Source organism: Lysobacter sp. M15, from assembly GCF_022662515.1.
Lineage (GTDB): Bacteria > Pseudomonadota > Gammaproteobacteria > Xanthomonadales > Xanthomonadaceae > JAKPBU01.
Window position 1 is genome coordinate 85,850 of record NZ_JAKPBV010000013.1, and the last position, 17,873, is coordinate 103,722.

The 17,873-nt window shown below is 67.7% G+C and carries 21 protein-coding genes; 2 read left to right on the forward strand and 19 right to left on the reverse strand.

Annotation, left to right across the window (positions count from 1 at the left end):
• Nucleotides 1–5: 5 nt before the first annotated feature.
• The 10 genes from MC380_RS13865 to glnA form a co-directional block, all read right to left on the reverse strand.
• A complete protein-coding gene (locus MC380_RS13865) occupies nucleotides 6–602 on the reverse strand; it encodes a superoxide dismutase family protein (RefSeq protein WP_343223583.1) in 597 nt (198 codons plus the stop codon).
• A gap of 81 nt (nucleotides 603–683) precedes the next feature.
• Nucleotides 684–2,099, reverse strand: coding sequence for a nitrogen regulation protein NR(I) (gene ntrC, locus MC380_RS13870; protein ID WP_242165461.1), 1,416 nt, complete (start codon nucleotides 2,097–2,099; stop codon nucleotides 684–686).
• Nucleotides 2,100–2,151: 52 nt separating this feature from the next.
• Nucleotides 2,152–3,183 carry an ATP-binding protein gene (locus MC380_RS13875; protein WP_242165463.1) on the reverse strand — a complete coding sequence of 344 codons (1,032 nt, stop codon included), beginning with the start codon at nucleotides 3,181–3,183 and terminating at the stop codon, nucleotides 2,152–2,154.
• 37 nt (nucleotides 3,184–3,220) lie between these two features.
• Nucleotides 3,221–3,982: an N-acetylmuramoyl-L-alanine amidase gene (locus tag MC380_RS13880; RefSeq protein ID WP_242165465.1), complete on the reverse strand. Its 762-nt coding sequence runs from the start codon at nucleotides 3,980–3,982 to the stop codon at nucleotides 3,221–3,223.
• A gap of 7 nt (nucleotides 3,983–3,989) precedes the next feature.
• Nucleotides 3,990–4,508, reverse strand: coding sequence for an arsinothricin resistance N-acetyltransferase ArsN1 family B (locus tag MC380_RS13885; RefSeq protein ID WP_242101969.1), 519 nt, complete (start codon nucleotides 4,506–4,508; stop codon nucleotides 3,990–3,992).
• A gap of 107 nt (nucleotides 4,509–4,615) precedes the next feature.
• On the reverse strand, nucleotides 4,616–6,157 hold the full coding sequence (amt, locus tag MC380_RS13890; protein WP_242101970.1) for an ammonium transporter: 1,542 nt from the start codon (nucleotides 6,155–6,157) through the stop codon (nucleotides 4,616–4,618).
• 19 nt (nucleotides 6,158–6,176) lie between these two features.
• A complete protein-coding gene (locus tag MC380_RS13895; RefSeq protein ID WP_242101971.1) occupies nucleotides 6,177–6,515 on the reverse strand; it encodes a P-II family nitrogen regulator in 339 nt (112 codons plus the stop codon).
• Nucleotides 6,516–6,552: 37 nt separating this feature from the next.
• Complete coding sequence (locus MC380_RS13900; protein WP_242101972.1) at nucleotides 6,553–7,305, reverse strand: TorF family putative porin; 753 nt, start codon at nucleotides 7,303–7,305, stop codon at nucleotides 6,553–6,555.
• A 325-nt stretch (nucleotides 7,306–7,630) separates the two neighbouring features.
• On the reverse strand, nucleotides 7,631–7,774 hold the full coding sequence (locus tag MC380_RS13905) for a hypothetical protein (RefSeq protein ID WP_242101973.1): 144 nt from the start codon (nucleotides 7,772–7,774) through the stop codon (nucleotides 7,631–7,633).
• Between the two features lie 6 nt (nucleotides 7,775–7,780).
• Nucleotides 7,781–9,190 (reverse strand): type I glutamate--ammonia ligase, encoded by a 1,410-nt coding sequence (glnA, locus tag MC380_RS13910; RefSeq protein ID WP_242101974.1) that lies wholly within the window; start codon nucleotides 9,188–9,190, stop codon nucleotides 7,781–7,783.
• Between the two features lie 287 nt (nucleotides 9,191–9,477).
• Here glnA and MC380_RS13915 point away from each other — a divergent pair, with 287 nt between their 5' ends.
• Complete coding sequence (locus MC380_RS13915; protein WP_242101975.1) at nucleotides 9,478–10,332, forward strand: undecaprenyl-diphosphate phosphatase; 855 nt, start codon at nucleotides 9,478–9,480, stop codon at nucleotides 10,330–10,332.
• A gap of 21 nt (nucleotides 10,333–10,353) precedes the next feature.
• Here the strand turns inward: MC380_RS13915 and MC380_RS13920 are convergent, their stop codons facing one another.
• From MC380_RS13920 to MC380_RS13955, 8 genes are all read right to left on the reverse strand, one after another.
• Nucleotides 10,354–10,671 carry a DUF1232 domain-containing protein gene (locus MC380_RS13920; RefSeq protein ID WP_242101976.1) on the reverse strand — a complete coding sequence of 106 codons (318 nt, stop codon included), beginning with the start codon at nucleotides 10,669–10,671 and terminating at the stop codon, nucleotides 10,354–10,356.
• 46 nt (nucleotides 10,672–10,717) lie between these two features.
• Complete coding sequence (locus MC380_RS13925) at nucleotides 10,718–11,326, reverse strand: YbhB/YbcL family Raf kinase inhibitor-like protein (RefSeq protein ID WP_242165467.1); 609 nt, start codon at nucleotides 11,324–11,326, stop codon at nucleotides 10,718–10,720.
• Nucleotides 11,327–11,370: 44 nt separating this feature from the next.
• Nucleotides 11,371–12,372: an alpha/beta fold hydrolase gene (locus MC380_RS13930; RefSeq protein ID WP_242101978.1), complete on the reverse strand. Its 1,002-nt coding sequence runs from the start codon at nucleotides 12,370–12,372 to the stop codon at nucleotides 11,371–11,373.
• Between the two features lie 25 nt (nucleotides 12,373–12,397).
• The gene (locus tag MC380_RS13935) at nucleotides 12,398–13,210 is read right to left on the reverse strand and encodes a lysophospholipid acyltransferase family protein (protein WP_242165522.1); all 813 of its coding nucleotides are present in this window, start codon (nucleotides 13,208–13,210) and stop codon (nucleotides 12,398–12,400) included.
• Nucleotides 13,211–13,378: 168 nt separating this feature from the next.
• A complete protein-coding gene (locus MC380_RS13940) occupies nucleotides 13,379–13,831 on the reverse strand; it encodes a hotdog fold thioesterase (protein ID WP_242101980.1) in 453 nt (150 codons plus the stop codon).
• A 131-nt stretch (nucleotides 13,832–13,962) separates the two neighbouring features.
• The gene (locus tag MC380_RS13945; RefSeq protein ID WP_242101981.1) at nucleotides 13,963–14,145 is read right to left on the reverse strand and encodes a hypothetical protein; all 183 of its coding nucleotides are present in this window, start codon (nucleotides 14,143–14,145) and stop codon (nucleotides 13,963–13,965) included.
• Nucleotides 14,146–14,210: 65 nt separating this feature from the next.
• Nucleotides 14,211–14,396 carry a hypothetical protein gene (locus MC380_RS13950; protein ID WP_242101982.1) on the reverse strand — a complete coding sequence of 62 codons (186 nt, stop codon included), beginning with the start codon at nucleotides 14,394–14,396 and terminating at the stop codon, nucleotides 14,211–14,213.
• Between the two features lie 50 nt (nucleotides 14,397–14,446).
• The gene (locus MC380_RS13955; RefSeq protein ID WP_242101983.1) at nucleotides 14,447–14,620 is read right to left on the reverse strand and encodes a hypothetical protein; all 174 of its coding nucleotides are present in this window, start codon (nucleotides 14,618–14,620) and stop codon (nucleotides 14,447–14,449) included.
• A gap of 268 nt (nucleotides 14,621–14,888) precedes the next feature.
• On the opposite strand from MC380_RS13955, the gene MC380_RS13960 reads away from it, so the two are divergent.
• Entirely contained in the window at nucleotides 14,889–15,902 is a 1,014-nt protein-coding gene (locus tag MC380_RS13960; protein WP_242165469.1) for an amidohydrolase family protein, read from the forward strand.
• 24 nt (nucleotides 15,903–15,926) lie between these two features.
• On the opposite strand, the gene MC380_RS13965 is transcribed toward MC380_RS13960, so the two are convergent.
• The gene (locus tag MC380_RS13965; protein ID WP_242165471.1) at nucleotides 15,927–17,864 is read right to left on the reverse strand and encodes a phospholipase D family protein; all 1,938 of its coding nucleotides are present in this window, start codon (nucleotides 17,862–17,864) and stop codon (nucleotides 15,927–15,929) included.
• Nucleotides 17,865–17,873: the final 9 nt, after the last annotated feature.

Consider the following 17,873-nt stretch of genomic DNA (forward strand, 5'->3'; position numbering starts at 1 on the left):
GGATCTCAGCCGGCGTTGATCACGCCGCAGGCGATGCGCGAACCCGCATTGCCCGCCGGCTGGCTGGTGTAGTCGTCCGGATCGGCGTGCACGACCACGGCCTTGCCGACCACGTCATTCGCACCGCCGCCGCCGAGCACCACGCCGGAGAAATGCGCGTTGACCGTCGCGACGCCTTCGGCGTTGGCGACCAGGTTGTCGTTGTCGCCCGCATGATGCTGCGGATTGGTCATGCGTCCGTGAGGTTTGGCGGCGGGATTGAAATGGCCGCCTGCGCTGGAGGCGTCGACCGCGCTGCAATCGCCCTTCTCGTGGATGTGGAAGCCGTGGGTGCCATTGGGCTTGAGTCCGCCGATGGTGCCGGTGACGTGCACTCCGTCGCTCATGGGCATCAGCTTGAGCTGACCGCTGGCCAGGCTGCCCGACGCGGCGGCCAGATTGACGCTGGCCGATGCAACGGTGCTGGTGCTGGTGCTGGTGCTGGCTGGCGCCGGTGCGTCCTGCGCGGCGACCGGCGAACCCGTGCGGTGCTCGCCGGTTCCTGCGCAACCTGCAAGCACGAGCATCGTGGCGATGGTGGAAAGCGAAAAGGTTTTGCGCATCTGGATCTCCGTGTCGACCGGTGGATGCCGACCCTATCCGAAATCAAGTTGAAACCCCATGAAGCCGCTGCGATAACCCTGTCAGCGACGCTTGCGACCCGGCCCCAACTTGCGGGTCAGGGTATTGCGACCCATGCCCAGGCGCGCGGCGGCTTCGCCGCGGTGGCCTGCGGTCTGTTCCAGCGCCGCATCCAGCAGGATCCGGTCCAGCGCCGCGCGCGCCTGTGCATGCAGCCCCGTATCGCCTTCGGACAGGCGGACCCGCGCCCAGTCGGCCAATGCCAGCTCCCAGGCATCGGCGGACGCGGCTGCGCCTGCTTCGTGCAGCGACGACACCGCCTGCAGGTCCGCGATGCCGATCGCATCGCCCGGCGCCAATGCGGCCAGGCGCCAGCACAGATTTTCGAGTTCGCGCACGTTGCCAGGCCAGTCGTGCGCCTGCATCCGGGCGATCGCCGGCCGGGTCAGGGTCTTGGGCACGGTGCCCAGCCGGCGTGCCGCGGCGGCAAGGAAGCGCGCGGCGAGCAGCGGAATGTCTTCGCTGCGCTCGCGTAGGGGCGGCAACATCAGCCGCACCACGTCGAGCCGGTGCAGCAGATCGGCGCGGAAGCGGCCCTCGGCCACCAGGGATTCGAGCGGCTGGTGGGTGGCGGCCACGACCCGCACGTTCACGCGGATCAGTTCGCGACCGCCGACCCGGAAGAACTCGCCTTCGGCCAGCACCCGCAACAGCCGGGTCTGCAGGGCGAGCGGCATATCGCCGATTTCGTCCAGGAACAGGGTGCCGTGGTCGGATTGCTCGAAGCGTCCGACGTGACGTTTGCTGGCGCCGGTGAACGCCCCGGCTTCATGGCCGAACAGCTCGCTTTCGAGCAGCTCGGAAGGAATCGCGGCGGTATTGAGCGCGATGAAGGGCGCGCGGGCGCGTGGCGATTCCCGGTGCAGGGCGCGCGCGACCAGTTCCTTGCCGGTCCCGGTCTCGCCGGTGATCAGCACATTCAACGGCGCCTGTGCAACCCGGCCGATGTTGCGGAACAACGCCTGCATCCGCGCCGATTCGCCGACCAGAACCGCCTCCTGCAGGACTTCGCTCGCCTGTGCAGGTATCGGGGCGGGGAGTGCATCGCGCTCGCGCGATGCCGGCAGCGCGCGCGCCGCGAGCGCCACGGCCGCGTCCAGATCGAAGGGCTTGGACAGGAATTCGTAGGCGCCGCCGCGGAAGGCGCCTGCGGTGCTGGCGATGTCGGTGTAGGCGCTCATCACGATCACTGGCAGATCCGGATGTGCCGCCTTGAGTTTGTCCAGCAGCACCAGGCCGTCGTCGCCGGGCATGCGCACGTCGGTGAACAACAGGTCGGGCGGGTGATCGCCCAGCGCGGCAAGCGCATCGGCGGCGTTCTCGAAGCCCTCCACCGCATGACCCGCCTCGCGCAGTGCGGTGGCCAGGACGAAACGCACCGCGCGCTCGTCGTCCACCACCCAGATGCGCGCGCTCATGGCGCGGCCTCACGCAGGGTTGCCCGCGGTGTCGCCACACGGGCAGCGGCGTTCATGTTTGCACCTCCGCCATCGGCAGCAGCAGCGTGAACACGGTATGTCCTGGCCGCGAGCGGTAGGCGAGCGAACCGCGGTGCTCGCGCGCCACCTGCTGCGCCAGCGCCAGACCAAGGCCACTGCCCTCCGCACGCCCGGATACCAGCGGCAGGAACAGACGTTCGGTCAGGTCCTCGGGCACGCCGCGGCCGTCGTCGATGATGTCCAGGCGCAGCGCCAGGGCGTGCAGTTCATCGCCGATGCGTACGCTGTATTCGGCACGGGTGCGCAGTTGCACGCTGGCGGCGCCGGCTTCGATCGCGTTGCGCACCAGGTTCCAGGTCGCCTGGGTCAGGCGGTCGACATCGCCCAGCACGTCCGGCAGGCTCGGGTCGTAATCGCGCACCAGCTTCACCGCCCAGCCCGCATCGGTCTCGGCCAGCCGCAGCACGCGCTCGAGCACGACGTGGACGTTGAGCGCCGCGTGCGGCTGCGCCGGGCGCGGCGAAAGCAGGCGATCGAGCAGCAGGGTCAGGCGTCCGACCTCGGCTTCGATCAGGCTGGTGAGTTCGGCCGACTCGGGATCGTCGCGATGGCGTCTTGCGAGCAGCTGCGCCGCGCCCTTGAGCCCGGCCAGGGGATTGCGCAGTTCGTGCGCCAGCCCCCTGAGCGCGGCCGACAGCGCCGAAGGCAGGGCGAGCGCGGGGTCCTCGCCGGGGAACTCGTCGACCGGGTGCGCCTCCAGCAGCCAGCCGCCGAACTCGGTCCGGGTGAGCCAGGCGTCGGCGAAGCGCGCCTCGCCGCCCAGGTAGGCCAGCGAAACCCGGCGCAACCGGAGCGGGTCGTCGCCTCCGGAACCGGAAATCGCGCGGCGCAGCAGTTCGCCGCCGTGCTCCAGCGCGGCCAAGGGCTGGCCGGGCAGCCGGCGCGGGCTGACCCCGAGCCAGCGTGCGAAGGCGGTATTGCTCCCCTCGATATGGCCATGGGCATCCGCCCACACCACAGGGGTGGTCAGCTGGTCGAGTTCCGGGAGGCGATCCATGGTCATTGCACCAAATTAGTGCAATCCCCGTGCCGTCGCCAGCTCAACGGCCATCGGGATCGGTCAGTGCATGCAGGACCCGCAGGTCCTGCGCATCGAAGGCCGCCTGCGGATCGTCGCCGTCATCGCGCCCGCGGTAGTGGCGATGGAAGGCGCGCACGGCCGCCGCCCGGTCGTCCAGCGGGTAGCCCAGCGCGCGCATGGCGAGCCAGGGATCGAATCCGGCCGGCGGGTCGATAGTCGCCTCCGCGGGCCAGCGGCCGAAGCCGGCGTCGGCCAGGCGCTTCCAGGGAAAGCGCGCGCCCGGATCGCGTTTGCGCGTCGGCGCCAGGTCGGCATGGGCGATGACCTGGGTCTTCGGGACGTCCAGCCGTTCGCACAGGTCCTGCAGCAGCACCAGCAACGCGGCGAGCTGCGGCTCGGTGAACGGCTCGACGCCATCGTTGTCGAGCTCGATGCCGATCGACGCGGAATTCAGATCGGTGATCGCGCCCCAGCGACCACCGCCCGCATGCCAGGCGCGCTCTGCATCGGCGACCAGTTGGTAGAGACGGCCATCTTCGCCGATCAGATAGTGCGCGCTGACCTTGCCGCCGCTGTTCCGGGTGCGCAATGTGTCCAGGCTTTCCTGTGCCGACTCCTGCTCGGTCGCATGCAGCACGATGATCACCGGCCTGCGCGTGTCGTAATTCGGCGATGGCACCCAGGCGGCCAGTGGATTGCGCACCGGCGCCTGCGCGCAGGCGGCAAGCAGCAGACATGCCAGCACGAGGTTTGGACGGAGCTTGACGAGGTGCGGGCGCACGCCGGGATTATGCCGAATCGCGCAGCAGCAGCTGCCAGTACGCGACGTCGACCCACTGCCCGAACTTGTATCCGGTTTCGCGGAAATGCGCGACCTGTTCGAAGCCGAGCGCCGCGTGCAGGGCCACGCTCGCCGGATTGGGCAATGCCGCGCCGCCAATCACCGCATGCACATCGAGCCCGCGCAATTCGGCGATCAGGCCTGCGTAAAGCGCGCGCCCGACCCCGCGACCGACGACGTCCGGCGCCAGGTAGATCGACGATTCGACGCTGTGCCGGTAGGCGGCCCGCGCGCGCCACTGGCTCGCATAGGCATAGCCGACCACCGCATTGTCCGATTCCGCCACCAGCCATGGCAGTCCCTGCGCGTTGATCTCGGCGACACGCGCCGCCATCTCCTCGACCGGCACCGGGTCGAGTTCGAAGGTGATCACCGTGTCGGCGACGTAATGGTTGTAGATGGCCGCGATGCGCGCGGCGTCTTCGGTGCCGGCGCGCCGCAGTTGCAGCGGCGTCAGGGAATTCATCGGACAGGCCTTCGGTAAAAAAGGACGCCGACGCGCATGCGAACATGCGCGCCGGCATCTGGCATCGCGCGGCGGACGTGGGGAGGGACAGCACCCGCCGCGGCGCCTCAAGCTTCGTATGCAGTTTCTCCGTGCGAAGTGATGTCCAGTCCTTCCCGTTCGGCATCCTCGGCAACGCGCAGGCCGACGGTGTACTTGACGATCAGGAACGCGATCAGCGCTACCACGCCCGACAGCACCAGCGTGACCAGCACGCCCTGCGCCTGGATCCAGACCTGGCTGGCGATGCTGTAGTCGGGCAGCGCGGTCTCGGTGACGTAGTCCCAGATCCCTGCGCCGCCCAGCGAGGGCGCGGCGAATACGCCGGTCAGCAGTGCGCCGGTGATGCCGCCGATTCCGTGTACGCCGAACACATCCAGGCTGTCATCCGCGCGCAGCAGCTTCTTCAGGCCGCTCACGCCCCACAGGCACAGCACGCCGGCGATCGCGCCGATCGCGAGCGCGCCGTTGAGCCCGACGAAGCCCGCTGCCGGGGTGATCGCCACCAAGCCGGCCACCGCGCCGGAAGCCGCCCCCAGCAACGAAGGCTTGCCCTTGATCAGCCACTCGGCCACGGTCCAGGCCACCACCGCCGCCGCCGTAGCGAGGAAGGTATTGACGAAGGCGATCGCCGCCACGCCGCCGGCTTCGAGCGCCGAGCCTGCGTTGAAGCCGAACCAGCCGACCCACAGGATCGAGGCGCCGACCATGGTCAGGGTCAGGTTGTGCGGCTTGATCGCCTCACGCCCGTAGCCGGTGCGCTTGCCGATCACATACGCACCCACCAGGCCGGCGATCGCCGCATTGATGTGCACCACCGTGCCACCGGCGAAATCCAGCGCGCCCTTGGCGAACAGGAATCCGGATTTTGCGAGCACGCCGTCGACCGCGTCGGTATCGGTGAACGCATCCGGGCCGGGGAAGAACCAGACCATGTGCGCCATCGGCAGGTAGGCGAAGGTGAACCACAGCACCGTGAACAGCAGGACCCCGGCGAACTTCACGCGCTCGGCGAACGCGCCCAGGATCAGCGCGCAGGTGATGCATGCAAATGCGCCCTGGAACACGAAGAACGCCAGCTCCGGGATGTACACGCCCTTGGTGAACGTGGCACCGATGGAGGCGGCGTCGAGTCCGTTGGCGAACAGGCGATCGGTGCCGCCGATGAAGGCGCTGCCTTCGGTGAAGGCGAAGCTGTATCCATACAGCGCCCACAGCACCGCCACCAGCGAGAACACCACCAGGTTCTGGATCAGGATCGACAGCACGTTCTTCGAGCGCACCAGGCCGCCGTAGAACAGCGCCAGTCCCGGCAGGGTCATGAAGATCACCAGGGCCGTGGATACCAGTACCCAGACCGTGTCCGGTTTGCTGATGGCCGGCGCCGGCGCGGCTTCCTCCGCAGGCGCGGCGGCCGCAGCCTCCGCGGGCGCCGTTTCCGACGCGGACGGCGGCGCAGCGTCGGCCGGCGCTTCCGCCACTGGAGTTGCGGGCGTTTCCGTCGCCGGATCCTGGGCCAGAGCCTGGCCTGTCAGCATCAAGCCGCACAGCGCCGCCAAGCAGAGCGCGTGTACGCGGGTACGCCACCCGGAAAGCAATCGCGTGTTCATGGGGACCTCCGAGGACGGGTTAGAGCGCATCGGCGTCGATCTCGCCGGTGCGGATGCGGACGACCTGTTCGATCGCGCTGACGAAGATCTTTCCGTCGCCGACCTTGCCGGTGGCGGCGGACTTCTGCACGGCTTCGAGCGCCGCCTCGAGCATGTCGTCGGTGACGGCGCATTCGATCTTCAGTTTCGGCAGGAAGTCGACGACGTATTCCGCGCCGCGATACAGCTCGGTGTGGCCCTTCTGGCGACCGAAGCCCTTGACTTCGGTCACGGTGACCCCGGACACGCCGACTTCGGTGAGCGCCTCGCGCACCTCGTCGAGCTTGAACGGGCGGATGATGGCGGTGATCAGTTTCATCTGCTTCCTCCGTTGTGGTGCGATGCGGTCGCGGCCATCAGAACGCCTTGGCGAGGGTGAGCGCGAAGCGTCCGTCGGCGATGCGGGTGCCAAGCGCGTTGGTGTACAACGCCTCCTCGGCGTCGGTGTCGGTATAGGCTGCGGCCACCGAGAAGCCGTTCTCGAAGGCCTTGGTGACGCCGAGCTTCCAGTCGGTGTACTCGAAGTCCTCGTTGTCCTCGATCCACTGCTTGCCGCCGTGCACGTTTAGCGTCCAGCCGGGGGTGAAGGTCCAGTTGAGCGAAGCGTCGAGATAGCCGCTGCCTTCCGAACCGACATAACCGAACAGTTCGGTGAGGGCGTGGGAATACTTCAGGCCCAAGGACAGGGTTTCGATCGGGGCGACGGTCGCACCGACATAGATTTCCGTGGTGTCTGCACGGCTGAAGCCGTCGGGGAAATCGCCGGGGTAGTAGTAGGTCAGCACACCGACGTCATAGCCAAAGATGTCGCCTGCCTTGCCGCGGTAGCCGACATAGCCGTCGAGCTCCAGGCTGCTGGAGATGTCGCCGGGAATATCCGACAGCCAGCTGATGTTGCTGCCCCAGGCACCGGCATAGAAGCCGCTGTCGTGGGCGTACTCGACGCCGGCCTGCACGGCCGGATCCTCGTTGGTCTGCGATACGCCGCGGAAGACGTAGTCGCTGGTCAATGCAGCCGAACCGGAAACACCGGCCTGTGCGGCGCCCGCGGCAGCGAGGCCGAGCATCGCGGCGAGGGCGGTGGCGATCTTTTTGTTGCTGAACGACATGATGGGCTCCACTGCAAGGGAAGCCCTCCCCGGATGTTGCGTGTTGTTGCGTGCGGGCACTCTGTCGGCGCCCTGCACGTACTGCCTGCTCCTGTCGTGGATCGTTCCGATCCGTGGGCCCGATATCGCCGGACCCCGTCCCTGCCTTCGTGCGAATCCTGCTTCGGTCGAGCGGGGCTTGCCCCGCCCGACCAGGCCGGGCCGCGACGGAACACCCTCCGCCGCGACCGTACTGATCAAATCGCGTAATACATCTGGTTTTCGAGCTGCGGCGCGCCGGACATCCGCCCTTCCGAAGCTGCAGCAACTCGCATCCGGTCCTCCATCAGATGGTGTAGTACATCTGGTATTCGAGCGGGTGCGGAGTGGGCGTTTGCGCGGCACTGCCGCGCGCCCGCTCCGAACGCCCGCCGCGCTGCGGCGGGCCGGACATCCGCCAGCCCGAAGCCTGCGACCTTGGTGTCCTCATGCAGCATCAGATGGTGTAGTACATCTGGTATTCCAGCGGATGCGTCGCCGCGCGGAAGCGGGTGACCTCCTGCATCTTCAACGCGATGTAGCCGTCGATGAAGTCGTCGCTGAACACGCCGCCGGCCTTGAGGAACTCGCGATCCTTGTCCAGCGCCTCCAGTGCCTGGTCGAGCGAGTGGCACACGGTCGGGATGTTCTTCTCTTCCTCCGGCGGCAGGTCGTACAGGTCCTTGTCGCTGGGGCCGCCCGGATCGATCTGGTTCTTGATGCCGTCCAGTCCGGCCATCAGCAGCGCGGCGAAGGTCAGGTAGCCGGAGTTCATCGGATCGGGGAAGCGGATCTCGATGCGGCGCGCCTTCGGGTTGGCAACGTACGGAATGCGGCACGACGCCGAACGGTTGCGCGCCGAATAGGCGAGCATGACCGGCGCCTCGAAGCCCGGCACCAGGCGCTTGTAGGAATTGGTGGTCGAGTTGGCGAACGCGTTGATCGCACGCGCGTGCTTGAAGATGCCGCCGATGTACCACAGCGCGGTCTGCGACAGGCCGCCATAGCCGTCGCCGCTGAACAGGTTCTGCCCGCCCTTGGCCAGCGACTGGTGCACGTGCATGCCGCTGCCGTTGTCGCCGACGATCGGCTTGGGCATGAAGGTCGCGGTCTTGCCGTTGCGGTGGGCGACGTTCTTGATGATGTACTTCATGGTCAGCAGTTCGTCGCCCTTCTGCACCAGGGTGTTGAACTTGGTGCCGATCTCGCACTGGCCGGCGTTGGCGACCTCGTGGTGGTGCACTTCGACCTCGATGCCGACCTGCTCGAGCGTCTTGCACATCTCAGCGCGCAGGTCGTGCAGCGAATCCAGCGGCGCGACCGGGAAATAGCCGCCCTTGATCATCGGCCGGTAGCCGGTGTTGCCGCCTTCGTACTCGCGTCCGGAGTTCCAGTGCGCTTCCTCCGAGTCGATGTGGAAGAAGGTGTGCCCCATGTCGTTGGCGAAGCGGACGGCATCGAAGATGAAGAATTCCGGCTCCGGGCCGAAGAAGGCCTGGTCGGCGATGCCGCTGGACTTGAGATGCGCCTCGGCGCGCTTGGCCACGCCGCGCGGATCGCGCGAATAGGCCTGCATCGTGGCCGGATCCAGGATGTCGCAGGTCAGGATCAGGGTCGGATCGGCGGTGAACGGGTCGATGAACGCGGTGCCCGGATCGGGCAGCAGCACCATGTCCGACTCGTTGATGCCCTTCCAGCCGCTGATCGACGAACCGTCGAACATCTTGCCGTCCTCGAACAGCCCGGGCTCGACGATCGACTTGGGAAAGGTGACGTGATGCTGCACGCCACGCATATCGGCGAAGCGCAGGTCGACGAATTCGACCTTGTGGTCCTTGATCAGCTTTTCGACGTGTTCGATGGACATCGGGGTGGTTCCGTGATGATGGGCAGGGTTGCGGGGTATCCAGCAAGGGGTGTGCCAACCCGGAACGCACGCCAACTAGTTGATTTTCATGCAATGTTGCGAGCAGGTATCGCCTGTATGCACCAAGATGGACGTGCTCGATTTAGCGTTTGCACTGGTATGGTGCATAAGTCCGCGCCGCCCGCCCTCCGTGCAGCGCCCTTGCCGATCGGCACCCGAGCAGGGCCAGGGCCGGCTTCCGGTACCCTGCCTCGTTTTTACCCGTCCCCCGACCAGACCTCCGGCCCATGACCGATCTGCTCGCCGCGCTGCTGCTCGGCATCATCGAAGGCATCACCGAATTCCTGCCCATTTCCAGCACCGGGCATCTGCTGATCGCCGAGCGCTGGCTGGGCCACCGCAGCGACCTGTTCAACATCTCGATCCAGGCCGGGGCGATCCTGGCGGTGGTCCTGATCTACCGGCAACGCCTGTGGGATCTGGCGATGGGCTTCATCGGCCGCGGCGCACCAGCCGGTCACGATCCGGCCGGTCTTGCGCTGACGCCGGCGCAAGCGCGCGATTACGCGTTCAAGCTGCTGGTCGCCTTCGCGGTAACGGCGATCGGCGGACTGCTGGTCAAGGCGCTGGGATGGGAGCTGCCGGAACGGATCACGCCAATCGCCTGGGCCCTGATCCTCGGTGGCGTGTGGATGATCGCAGCCGAGCAGCTGGCGGCCAGACGCGCGGCGGCCCTGGGCGAACGAGTGCAGATCTCCTGGCTGGCCGCGATCCTGGTCGGGATCGCGCAGGTGGTGGCCGGTGTGTTTCCCGGCACCTCGCGCTCGGGCGCCACGATCTTCGTCGCGCTGCTTGCAGGCACGACCAATCGCGCGGCCGCCACCGAGTTCGCCTTTCTGGTCGGCATTCCGACCATGTTCGCCGCCACCGCCTACGAGCTGCTCGACGTGATCGGGAGCGGCGCGGCCGCGCACGAGGACTGGAGCGCATTGGCGATCGCGTTCACAGCCTCGGCGATCACCGCCTTCGTCGCGGTGAAGTGGCTGCTGCGCTACATCCAGAGCCACCGCTTCACGCTGTTCGCGGTGTATCGCTTCGTGATCGGTGCGGCGCTGCTGCTGCTCATTCCCAACGGCGCGTGACGGTTGGTTTCGCGCATCGCGCTAGCGCAGCCACCACCACCACACGCCCAGGCCCAGCAGCAGTACCCACAGCAGCACGATCGCGGCCGCCGCCATGCGGCTGGTGGGCAGCTGCGCGGCGCGTTCGGCCCGCGCGCGGGCGCGTTCGACGATCTCGGGCGGCGTGAGCCGGATCAGCAGGGCGATGGCCAGCGGGATCAGGACCAGATCGTCGAGCAGGCCCAGCACCGGAATGAAGTCCGGGATCAGGTCGATCGGGCTGAACGCGTAGGCAGCGACCGCCAGCGCGAGCACGCGCTGTGGCCACGGCAGCGCCGGATCGCGCGCGGCGAACCACACCGTCAGCGCCTGCCGCTTCAGCGCGCGGGCACGGGCGCGCCAGTGGCTAATGGGGCAGATGCAGCGAATAGGTGCCGTAGGTCGATGCCTCGCCCAGCACGTGACCGTGCATGGCGCGGAACACGTCCGCAGCCGTGAACCGGTCCGCAACGTCGAGCCGCTCCACGTCCAGCGCGAACACGCGGAAGAAATACCGGTGTTCGCGCAGGTCGTTGGGCGGTGGGTACGGACCGTCGTAACCGAAGTAGTCGCCCGCCATGTCGGCATCGCCGGCGAACCATCCGGTGTAGTCGTTCAGGCCCTGGCGTGCGCCGGCCGGGCCGTGCGGCGCGGCCTTGCCCCTCTTGTCGATGCCGTCGCTGCAGCTGCCCGCGTGGATCTCGTGTACGTCGCCTGGAATGTCGACCATCGCCCAGTGCACGAAGTCTCCGCGCGGATGTGCGACCGGGATTTCCACACCCGCCTGGCCCACCAGGGCGGCGTCGGTAGGCGCATCGGTATCGATGCACAGCAGCGCGAACGAACGCGTGCCCTCGGGTACGTCGTTCCATGCGAGCTGCGGATTGCGGTTGCCGCCGAAGCCGTCCTGCGCGCCCATGGCGAACTCGGGCGGGATGCGGTGGCCGTGTTCGAAGCTGTCGCTGCGGATCTTCATTGTCTGCTCCTGTGCCGGCGAGTATCGCCTAGGGCCTGTTAACCCTAGACCTGCGTCAACGCCTGTGACAGGCGATCGCTCACCCAGCCTTCGGCGAATCCGTCCAGGCGCGCGTTCTGCAGAAAGCCGCAATGTCCGCCCCATCGCGCGATATCCAGGTGCGCGGTGGCGGGCAGGCGCAGGGCGCGGAATTCGGCCACCGGGATCACCGGATCGTCCTCGGCCATGAGGATGTCGGCCGGCACGGTCAGCGCGGACAGCCGTTCGCCGGCGATGGAATAGCCTTCGAAGTAGCGGTCCAGGGTGCCGAAGTCCGTATGCCGCTCCACCATCCAGGTGGTCAGCTCGCGCATGCCCAGCTTCAGAGTGGCATCGTCGAAATCGTGGTACTGCGGAAACAGTGCGCGTTTGCGCACCAGTGAAGCGCGCCACTTGCGTTCGAAATAGCGCAGGTACAACCACAGGCCGCGTTCCATCTGTTCCATCGTCAGGGCCGGATCGAGCACCGGGCACACTGCGGCAACGCGCGCCAGCGGCAACCCGGCTGCAGGCGCGCGCAGGGCGACGCGCAGGATGAAGTTTCCGCCCAGCGAGTAGCCCGCACCCACCATCGGCAGGCCCGGCGCCAGGAAACGCCGCGCGATGTCGGCAGCGGCATGCACGACCTCATCGATCCGGTTGGAATGGAACAACGCCTCGTTGAGGTGGTGGCTGTCGCCGTGGTCGCGGAAATTGAGCCGAAACGTTGCGAAGCCTTTGGCCAGCAGCCTCGCCGCGGTGAGGCGCATGTAGCTGGATTCGGCGCTGCCCTCCCAGCCGTGCAGTAGCAGTGCCAGCCCGCGCGGCTCGACTCCGGGAACATGGCTGTAGAGTCCGTGCAGGCGCACACCGTCGCCGCCGTCCACCAGTTGCTCGACCGAGATCGCGCCACTGCCCTGGATCGCCTTCGCCCCGCGTCGGCGGCGCAGCGGGCTGGAGCCCAGCACCGATTGCACGTGCGGACTGCGCAGCCAGTGCGGTGGTCGGTAGTCGGCTGCGCTGAGCATCTGCTGACGCCTCGGAAAGTCTCCGCTAGTCACGCGTGCCTTCGGTCATCGCCGCCACGATCCGCTCGCGCGCGAGTTCTGCGATCCGCCGTCGCCCTTCGCCGCCATCGGAGGGGATGGGTTCCAGGAAGATCGCCTGCGCGTCGCGCATCGGCTCGCCGAGCAGGCGCAGGAAATTGGCGAAGAAGCTTTCGTTCGGCGCAAACGCGATGACGGTCTGCGCGCTGCCGTGCTCGCCGTAGCGCAGCGCCACCGGCTGCACCGGCACGCCGGCTTCCACCGCGGCCAGGAAGATGCGGGCGTGGAACGGGCCAACCGCGTGCCCATCGCGGGTGCGCCCTTCCGGAAAGACTCCGACCGAGCGCCCGGCGCGCAGCCGCGCCAGCATCTCGTGCAGCACCCCGCCCAGCGATTCGGTGCTGCCACGCTGGTGGAAGATGGTCTCGCCGCGCGTGGCCAGCCAACCCACGAACGGCCAGCCCGCGATCTCGCGCTTGGCCACGAATCCCATCATCCGCTGGCTGTGCAGGGCGACGATGTCGATCCAGCTGACATGGTTGGCGACGAAGACGGTTGCTCCCGGAAGCGGCGCGCCGACCCTGCGCATGCGCAGCCCGAACACGCGCATGAGCCCGGACTGCCAGGCCCGGATCAGTCGGTAATCCAGGCGCTCGCCGTCGCGCAGGCGGACGTGATGGATAGGCAGGGCAGTCGCCAGCAGGGTGAGCGGCAGGTCGATCAGCAGATGCCATACCAGCAAGGGCACGCGGTAGAGGTAGCGCAGCTGGCGCAGGGGATCGGAGGCCGGGTTCACCTGCGCACGATACCGAAGCCGAATGGAGCCGGGCACCCAATCGCGCCGCGACCTGCGTTCCGACGCGATCGGGCCCGGGCCGCCGCGGCGGGCCAGGGCGCGCGCCGACCCGGAACGAAGGCTCACGCGCGTTGCGTCCCATCCGCAAGGCCGCCGGTTTACGTCCGCTACGGGGACGGGATCGAAAGATGGTCAGGGCAAGGGTTTGCCTGGCAGGGCGATCACCGCCACGGTCAGGCGCGAAATGCACACCAGCTTGCCGGCCGGATCCTCGATCCGGATTTCCCAGACCTGGGTGCTGCGCCCGGTATGCAGCGCACGCACGGTGCCGGTGACCAGGCCCTCATGCACGCCGCGCAGGTGATTGGCATTGATCTCGATCCCCACCACGCCCTGGCCTTCGTCGACACTGAGCATGCCGGCGGTGCTGCCGAGGGTTTCGGCCAGCAGTACCGAAGCTCCGCCGTGCAGCAGTCCATAGGGCTGGTGGGTGCGCGCATCGACCGGCATGGTCGCGCGCAGGAAGTCGGGGCCGATCTCGGTGAAGACGATGCCCAGCGGCTCCATCGCGGTGCCATGGGACATGGCGTTGAGGGCTTCGAGCGAGGTGGTGCGCCGGAAGGCGCCGGTGCGAAGCTGATTCATGCCGGCACCATAGCGGCCGGCGTCCCTCCATAAAAGTCAGCCGCCCGGGGAAGGCGGCTGCAAAAACCGGCGGCGGCGACGCAGAGGGGAGAGAGGAGGGACTGCGCCGGCCGCGCCGGGGGAGCTCGAGATTACGCGCAGCGGAAGCGGGTCAGGCCCCAGTCGTTCACGTAGCGACGGTCGCTGGCATAGCCGCTGCTGCTGCCGTAGCCGATGCCGAAATCGCGCTCGCGGCGCTCACGGCGGGCCGGCAGGGCCTCCACTGGAGTGGCGGGACGGCGGTTCGGGGTTGGGGCGGTCATCAGGGCGTTCATGGCGGTTTTCCTGGGTGGCTTGGTAAGCCGAGGTGAATCAGGTGACGTGGGAGAGGCGAGGTGGGTCAGGCGCAACGGAAGCGGGTCAGGCCCCAGTCGTTCACGTAGCGCTTGGCGCTGGCGTAGCCGCTGCTGCTGCCGTAGCCGATGCCGAAATCGCGCTCGCGGCGCTCACGGCGGGCCTGCAGAGCCACCACGTTGTCGGCGTGGTCGCGGTTCGGGGTCGGGGTACGGGGGGTCGGGGCGTTCATGGCAAGGGTCCGTGGTGGTCCAGCGGGGGCTGGTGGTGCGAATGGAGGGGTCAGGCGCAACGGAAGCGGGTCAGGCCCCAGTCGTTGGTGTAGCGCTTGGAACTGGCATAGCCGCTGCTGTTGCCGTAGCCGATGCCGAAGTCGCGTTCGCGGCGCTCACGGCGGGCATTCAGGGCGATGACGTTGGAAGAAGCGTTGGCGGGGGTCTGGGTCTTGGCGTTCATGGTGGTCTCCGTGGGTGTCTTGCTGTCTTGGTGAAATGGTGTGTTGGTAAAGTACAACACCAGTTCCTCAGTTGTATGTGCCAGAAGTCATGGGTCTGACGTCATGGGTCTTGCGGGGGGTGTGCCGGCCGGCGATGTCGCGCCGCGCCGGCTCCCTCATTGAGATGGGCGGACGGCGCAAACCGTTGCCATGACTGACGACCTAGACCCAGGCCTGGCCTCGCAACGGTTGCCGTTAGCCAGTGGGACTTTCCAGGGGGATCCGTGAATGAAGCGACTGGTCTGCAGCTTGCTGTTCTCCATTCCGCTGGCGGGCGTCGCCGCTGGACGGCCCGCCGTGCAGCCCGTGATCGACATGCATCTGCATGCCTACCCGATGGACGAACTGCCGCCCGGCACCCCGGCCTGCCCTGGCGACCAGCAGGTATTGATCCCGACCATCGATCCGGGCGAAGCGCTGGACTTCGCCAAGTTCATGACCTGCGACAAGCCGATATTCGCGGCCGCGGACGATGCGGGCCTGCGCGACGGCACCATTGCCGCGCTGCGTCGGCACGACGTGCGGCGTGCGATGACCGAAGGACCGGTCGAACTGGTCGCCGATTGGCGCAAGGCCGCGCCGGACCTGATCCTCCCCGGCGTCGCCTTCGGGAAGCGCAAGGAAAAATCGATCGCCGAGTTGCGCGCGCTGCATGCGGCCGGCCAGCTGTCGGTGCTGGGCGAGGTCTACATCCAGTACCGCGGGCATCGGCCCGACGATCCGCGCTACGCACCCTACTTCGCGCTGGCCGAGGAGCTGGACATTCCGGTCGGCATCCACCTGGGCGAGGGTCCCCCGGCGGCGGCGCGTTTCCCAGGTTACGAGGACTATCGCGCCAGCATGGGCTCACCGTTCCTGCTGGAAGATGTGCTGCGCAAGCATCCGAAGCTGCGCATCTACGTGATGCATTACGGCTCGCCGCTGGTGGACGAGATGGTCGCGATGATGTTCACCCACCCCAACCTGTACGTGGACGTGTCCTGCAACAACTGGAGCCTGCCACGCGCGCAGTTCCACGATGCGCTCAGGCGCATGGTCGATGCGGGGCTGGAGAAGCGGATCATGTTCGGCTCCGACCAGATGTACTGGCCCGACGCGATCGGCGAGGCGATCAAGACAATCGAGACCGCGCCGTTCCTGGACGCGGAGCAGAAGCGCGACATCCTCTACAACAACGCTGCGCGGTTCCTGCGCCTGAGCGAGGCGCAGATCGCGGCGGACCATGCGCCGCTGCGCGACTAGCGCCAAGGCAGGCCCGGGCCCGCCCTACAGGATCGGAGCCAGTCCCGCCCCGAATGCGGTGAAGATGCGCGTGAGCAGGCTCTTGAACCCGAGCGCGACCTCGGGGAAATCGCCTACCGGTTCGTAGCACAGGCGGAAACGTGGATCATCCGGCGGCAACGGCATCGGGCACTCGGGTCCCGGCTTGAACTCGTAGCTGGTGGCGTAGCGCATCGGCCACAGGTCGAACACCGGCAGGTGCTCGGACACCTTGGCCAGCGAATACTCCAGGCCTGAGAACACCAGTGGCTTGTCGCGCCGGGCGATGGTCCAGGCATTCTGCGGGGCCATGTCGCGGCGGATGCTGGCGGCCAGCTGCTGCGCGAACGCAGGGTCGTCGATCACCACCGCGCTCTCGGTGTTGTAACTGTCGCCGCGCGGGTCGAAGTTGTGGGTGCCGACCACGCCGATCCGCTCGTCGATCACCATCGACTTCGCATGCAGGCCCACGCGCACGCCGGCGCGCTTGAGCGGCACCCGGTCGTTGACGTTGTAGCCGGCAAAGCGCAGCGCCGAATACTCGCGCGTGAGCGGACGCGGCGCGCCGTTGGCATCGCCATTGGGCCCATGGCGCCGCTCGCTCTCCAGCACCGGCGCGCCGTCGATGAGCGGGGTGCCGTCGTCCTGCCAGCCGATGTCCACCGCGCCGGTGGCATCGACGTCGATCGGCGCGTCCTCGGGAAATGGCTTGAATTCGTAGATGTCGAAGCCGAAATCGCGCAGGTAGCGCCGCTTGTACTTGTACGAGAGCGCGTAGGTGATGAACGAATCGGTCGCAGCCAGGCTGTTGGTCGACACCCTGACCTTGGGCGCAGCCGCGCGATCGTGCAGGTCGCGGAACATCTGCTGCGCGGGCTTCGACAGCACCAGGTACGGCGTCTGCAACAGCACTTCGTCCTGCGCCGATTCGATCAGCTCGCGCAGTCCGCCGGTGGAAGGCGCGAGCGCGTCCTGTTCGTCGCGTCCATGCTTTTCCGGCAGGTCGCCGAGGAACTGGACGTCGCCGACCGGCAATGCCGCCCCGGTCAGGCGCTCGGTGATCAGCGCCGCGTCGTCGGCCTCGCGCGACACCGCCGCCACGCGCGCGGGGTCTTCGTACTCCGGCGCGTTCCACTCGCGCACGCCATTGCGTAGCAGGAAAGTGCCGACGTCCGCCAGTTGCTCGATCGGCACGCTGCGCCGGCTGCCCCAGAACGTGTCGAAGTTCGCCTGCATCGCCGCGACTTCGGGACCGGCCAGCAGCAGGTCGCGGTCGCGGAAGTTGTACTCGTCACTCCAGTCGTAGTAATCGTCCTGGTAGTTGCGGCCGCCGGTGATCGCGACCTGGCCGTCGATCACCAGCAGCTTGCTGTGCATGCGCTGGTTCAGGCGGCGCCAGCAGCAGGCCGCAGCCAGCAGGTACTGCGGGTAGTTGATGCGTGCGCGCCCCAGCACCGGGTTGTAGATGCGTACCTCGAAATTGCGGTGCACGCCGGCCAAGGCCGCAAGCGTGTCGACCTTCTTCAGTGCCGACAGCTGGTCGATCAGCACCCGCACCTGTACGCCGCGGCGCGCGGCTGCGAGCAGTTCCTCCAGCGCCAGCCGGCCGGCGTCGTCCTCGTCGAAGATGTAGGTCTGCAGATCGATCCGGGTGCGCGCCGCGCGCAACAGATTGATCCGCGAGATCAGGGCATCCTGTCCGTAATCCAGGATCAGCGCATAGTGTCGCGGCGCCGCCGGGCCGCTCTCGGTCAGCGCGCGCGCGCCAAGATCGCGCAGCGATGAATCCTGGGCGCAGGCGTCGGCCTGCGCGCAGGTGAGCTCGCTCGATCGCGCGGCGTGCGCCACCTGCGCAGCACGCGCGCGTTCGACCGGGGAGAGCGTGGCACAGGCGCCGGATGCCGCCGCCAACAGCAGCACTGCCGCGCGCAACCAGCGCGGCATCGCCCCTTG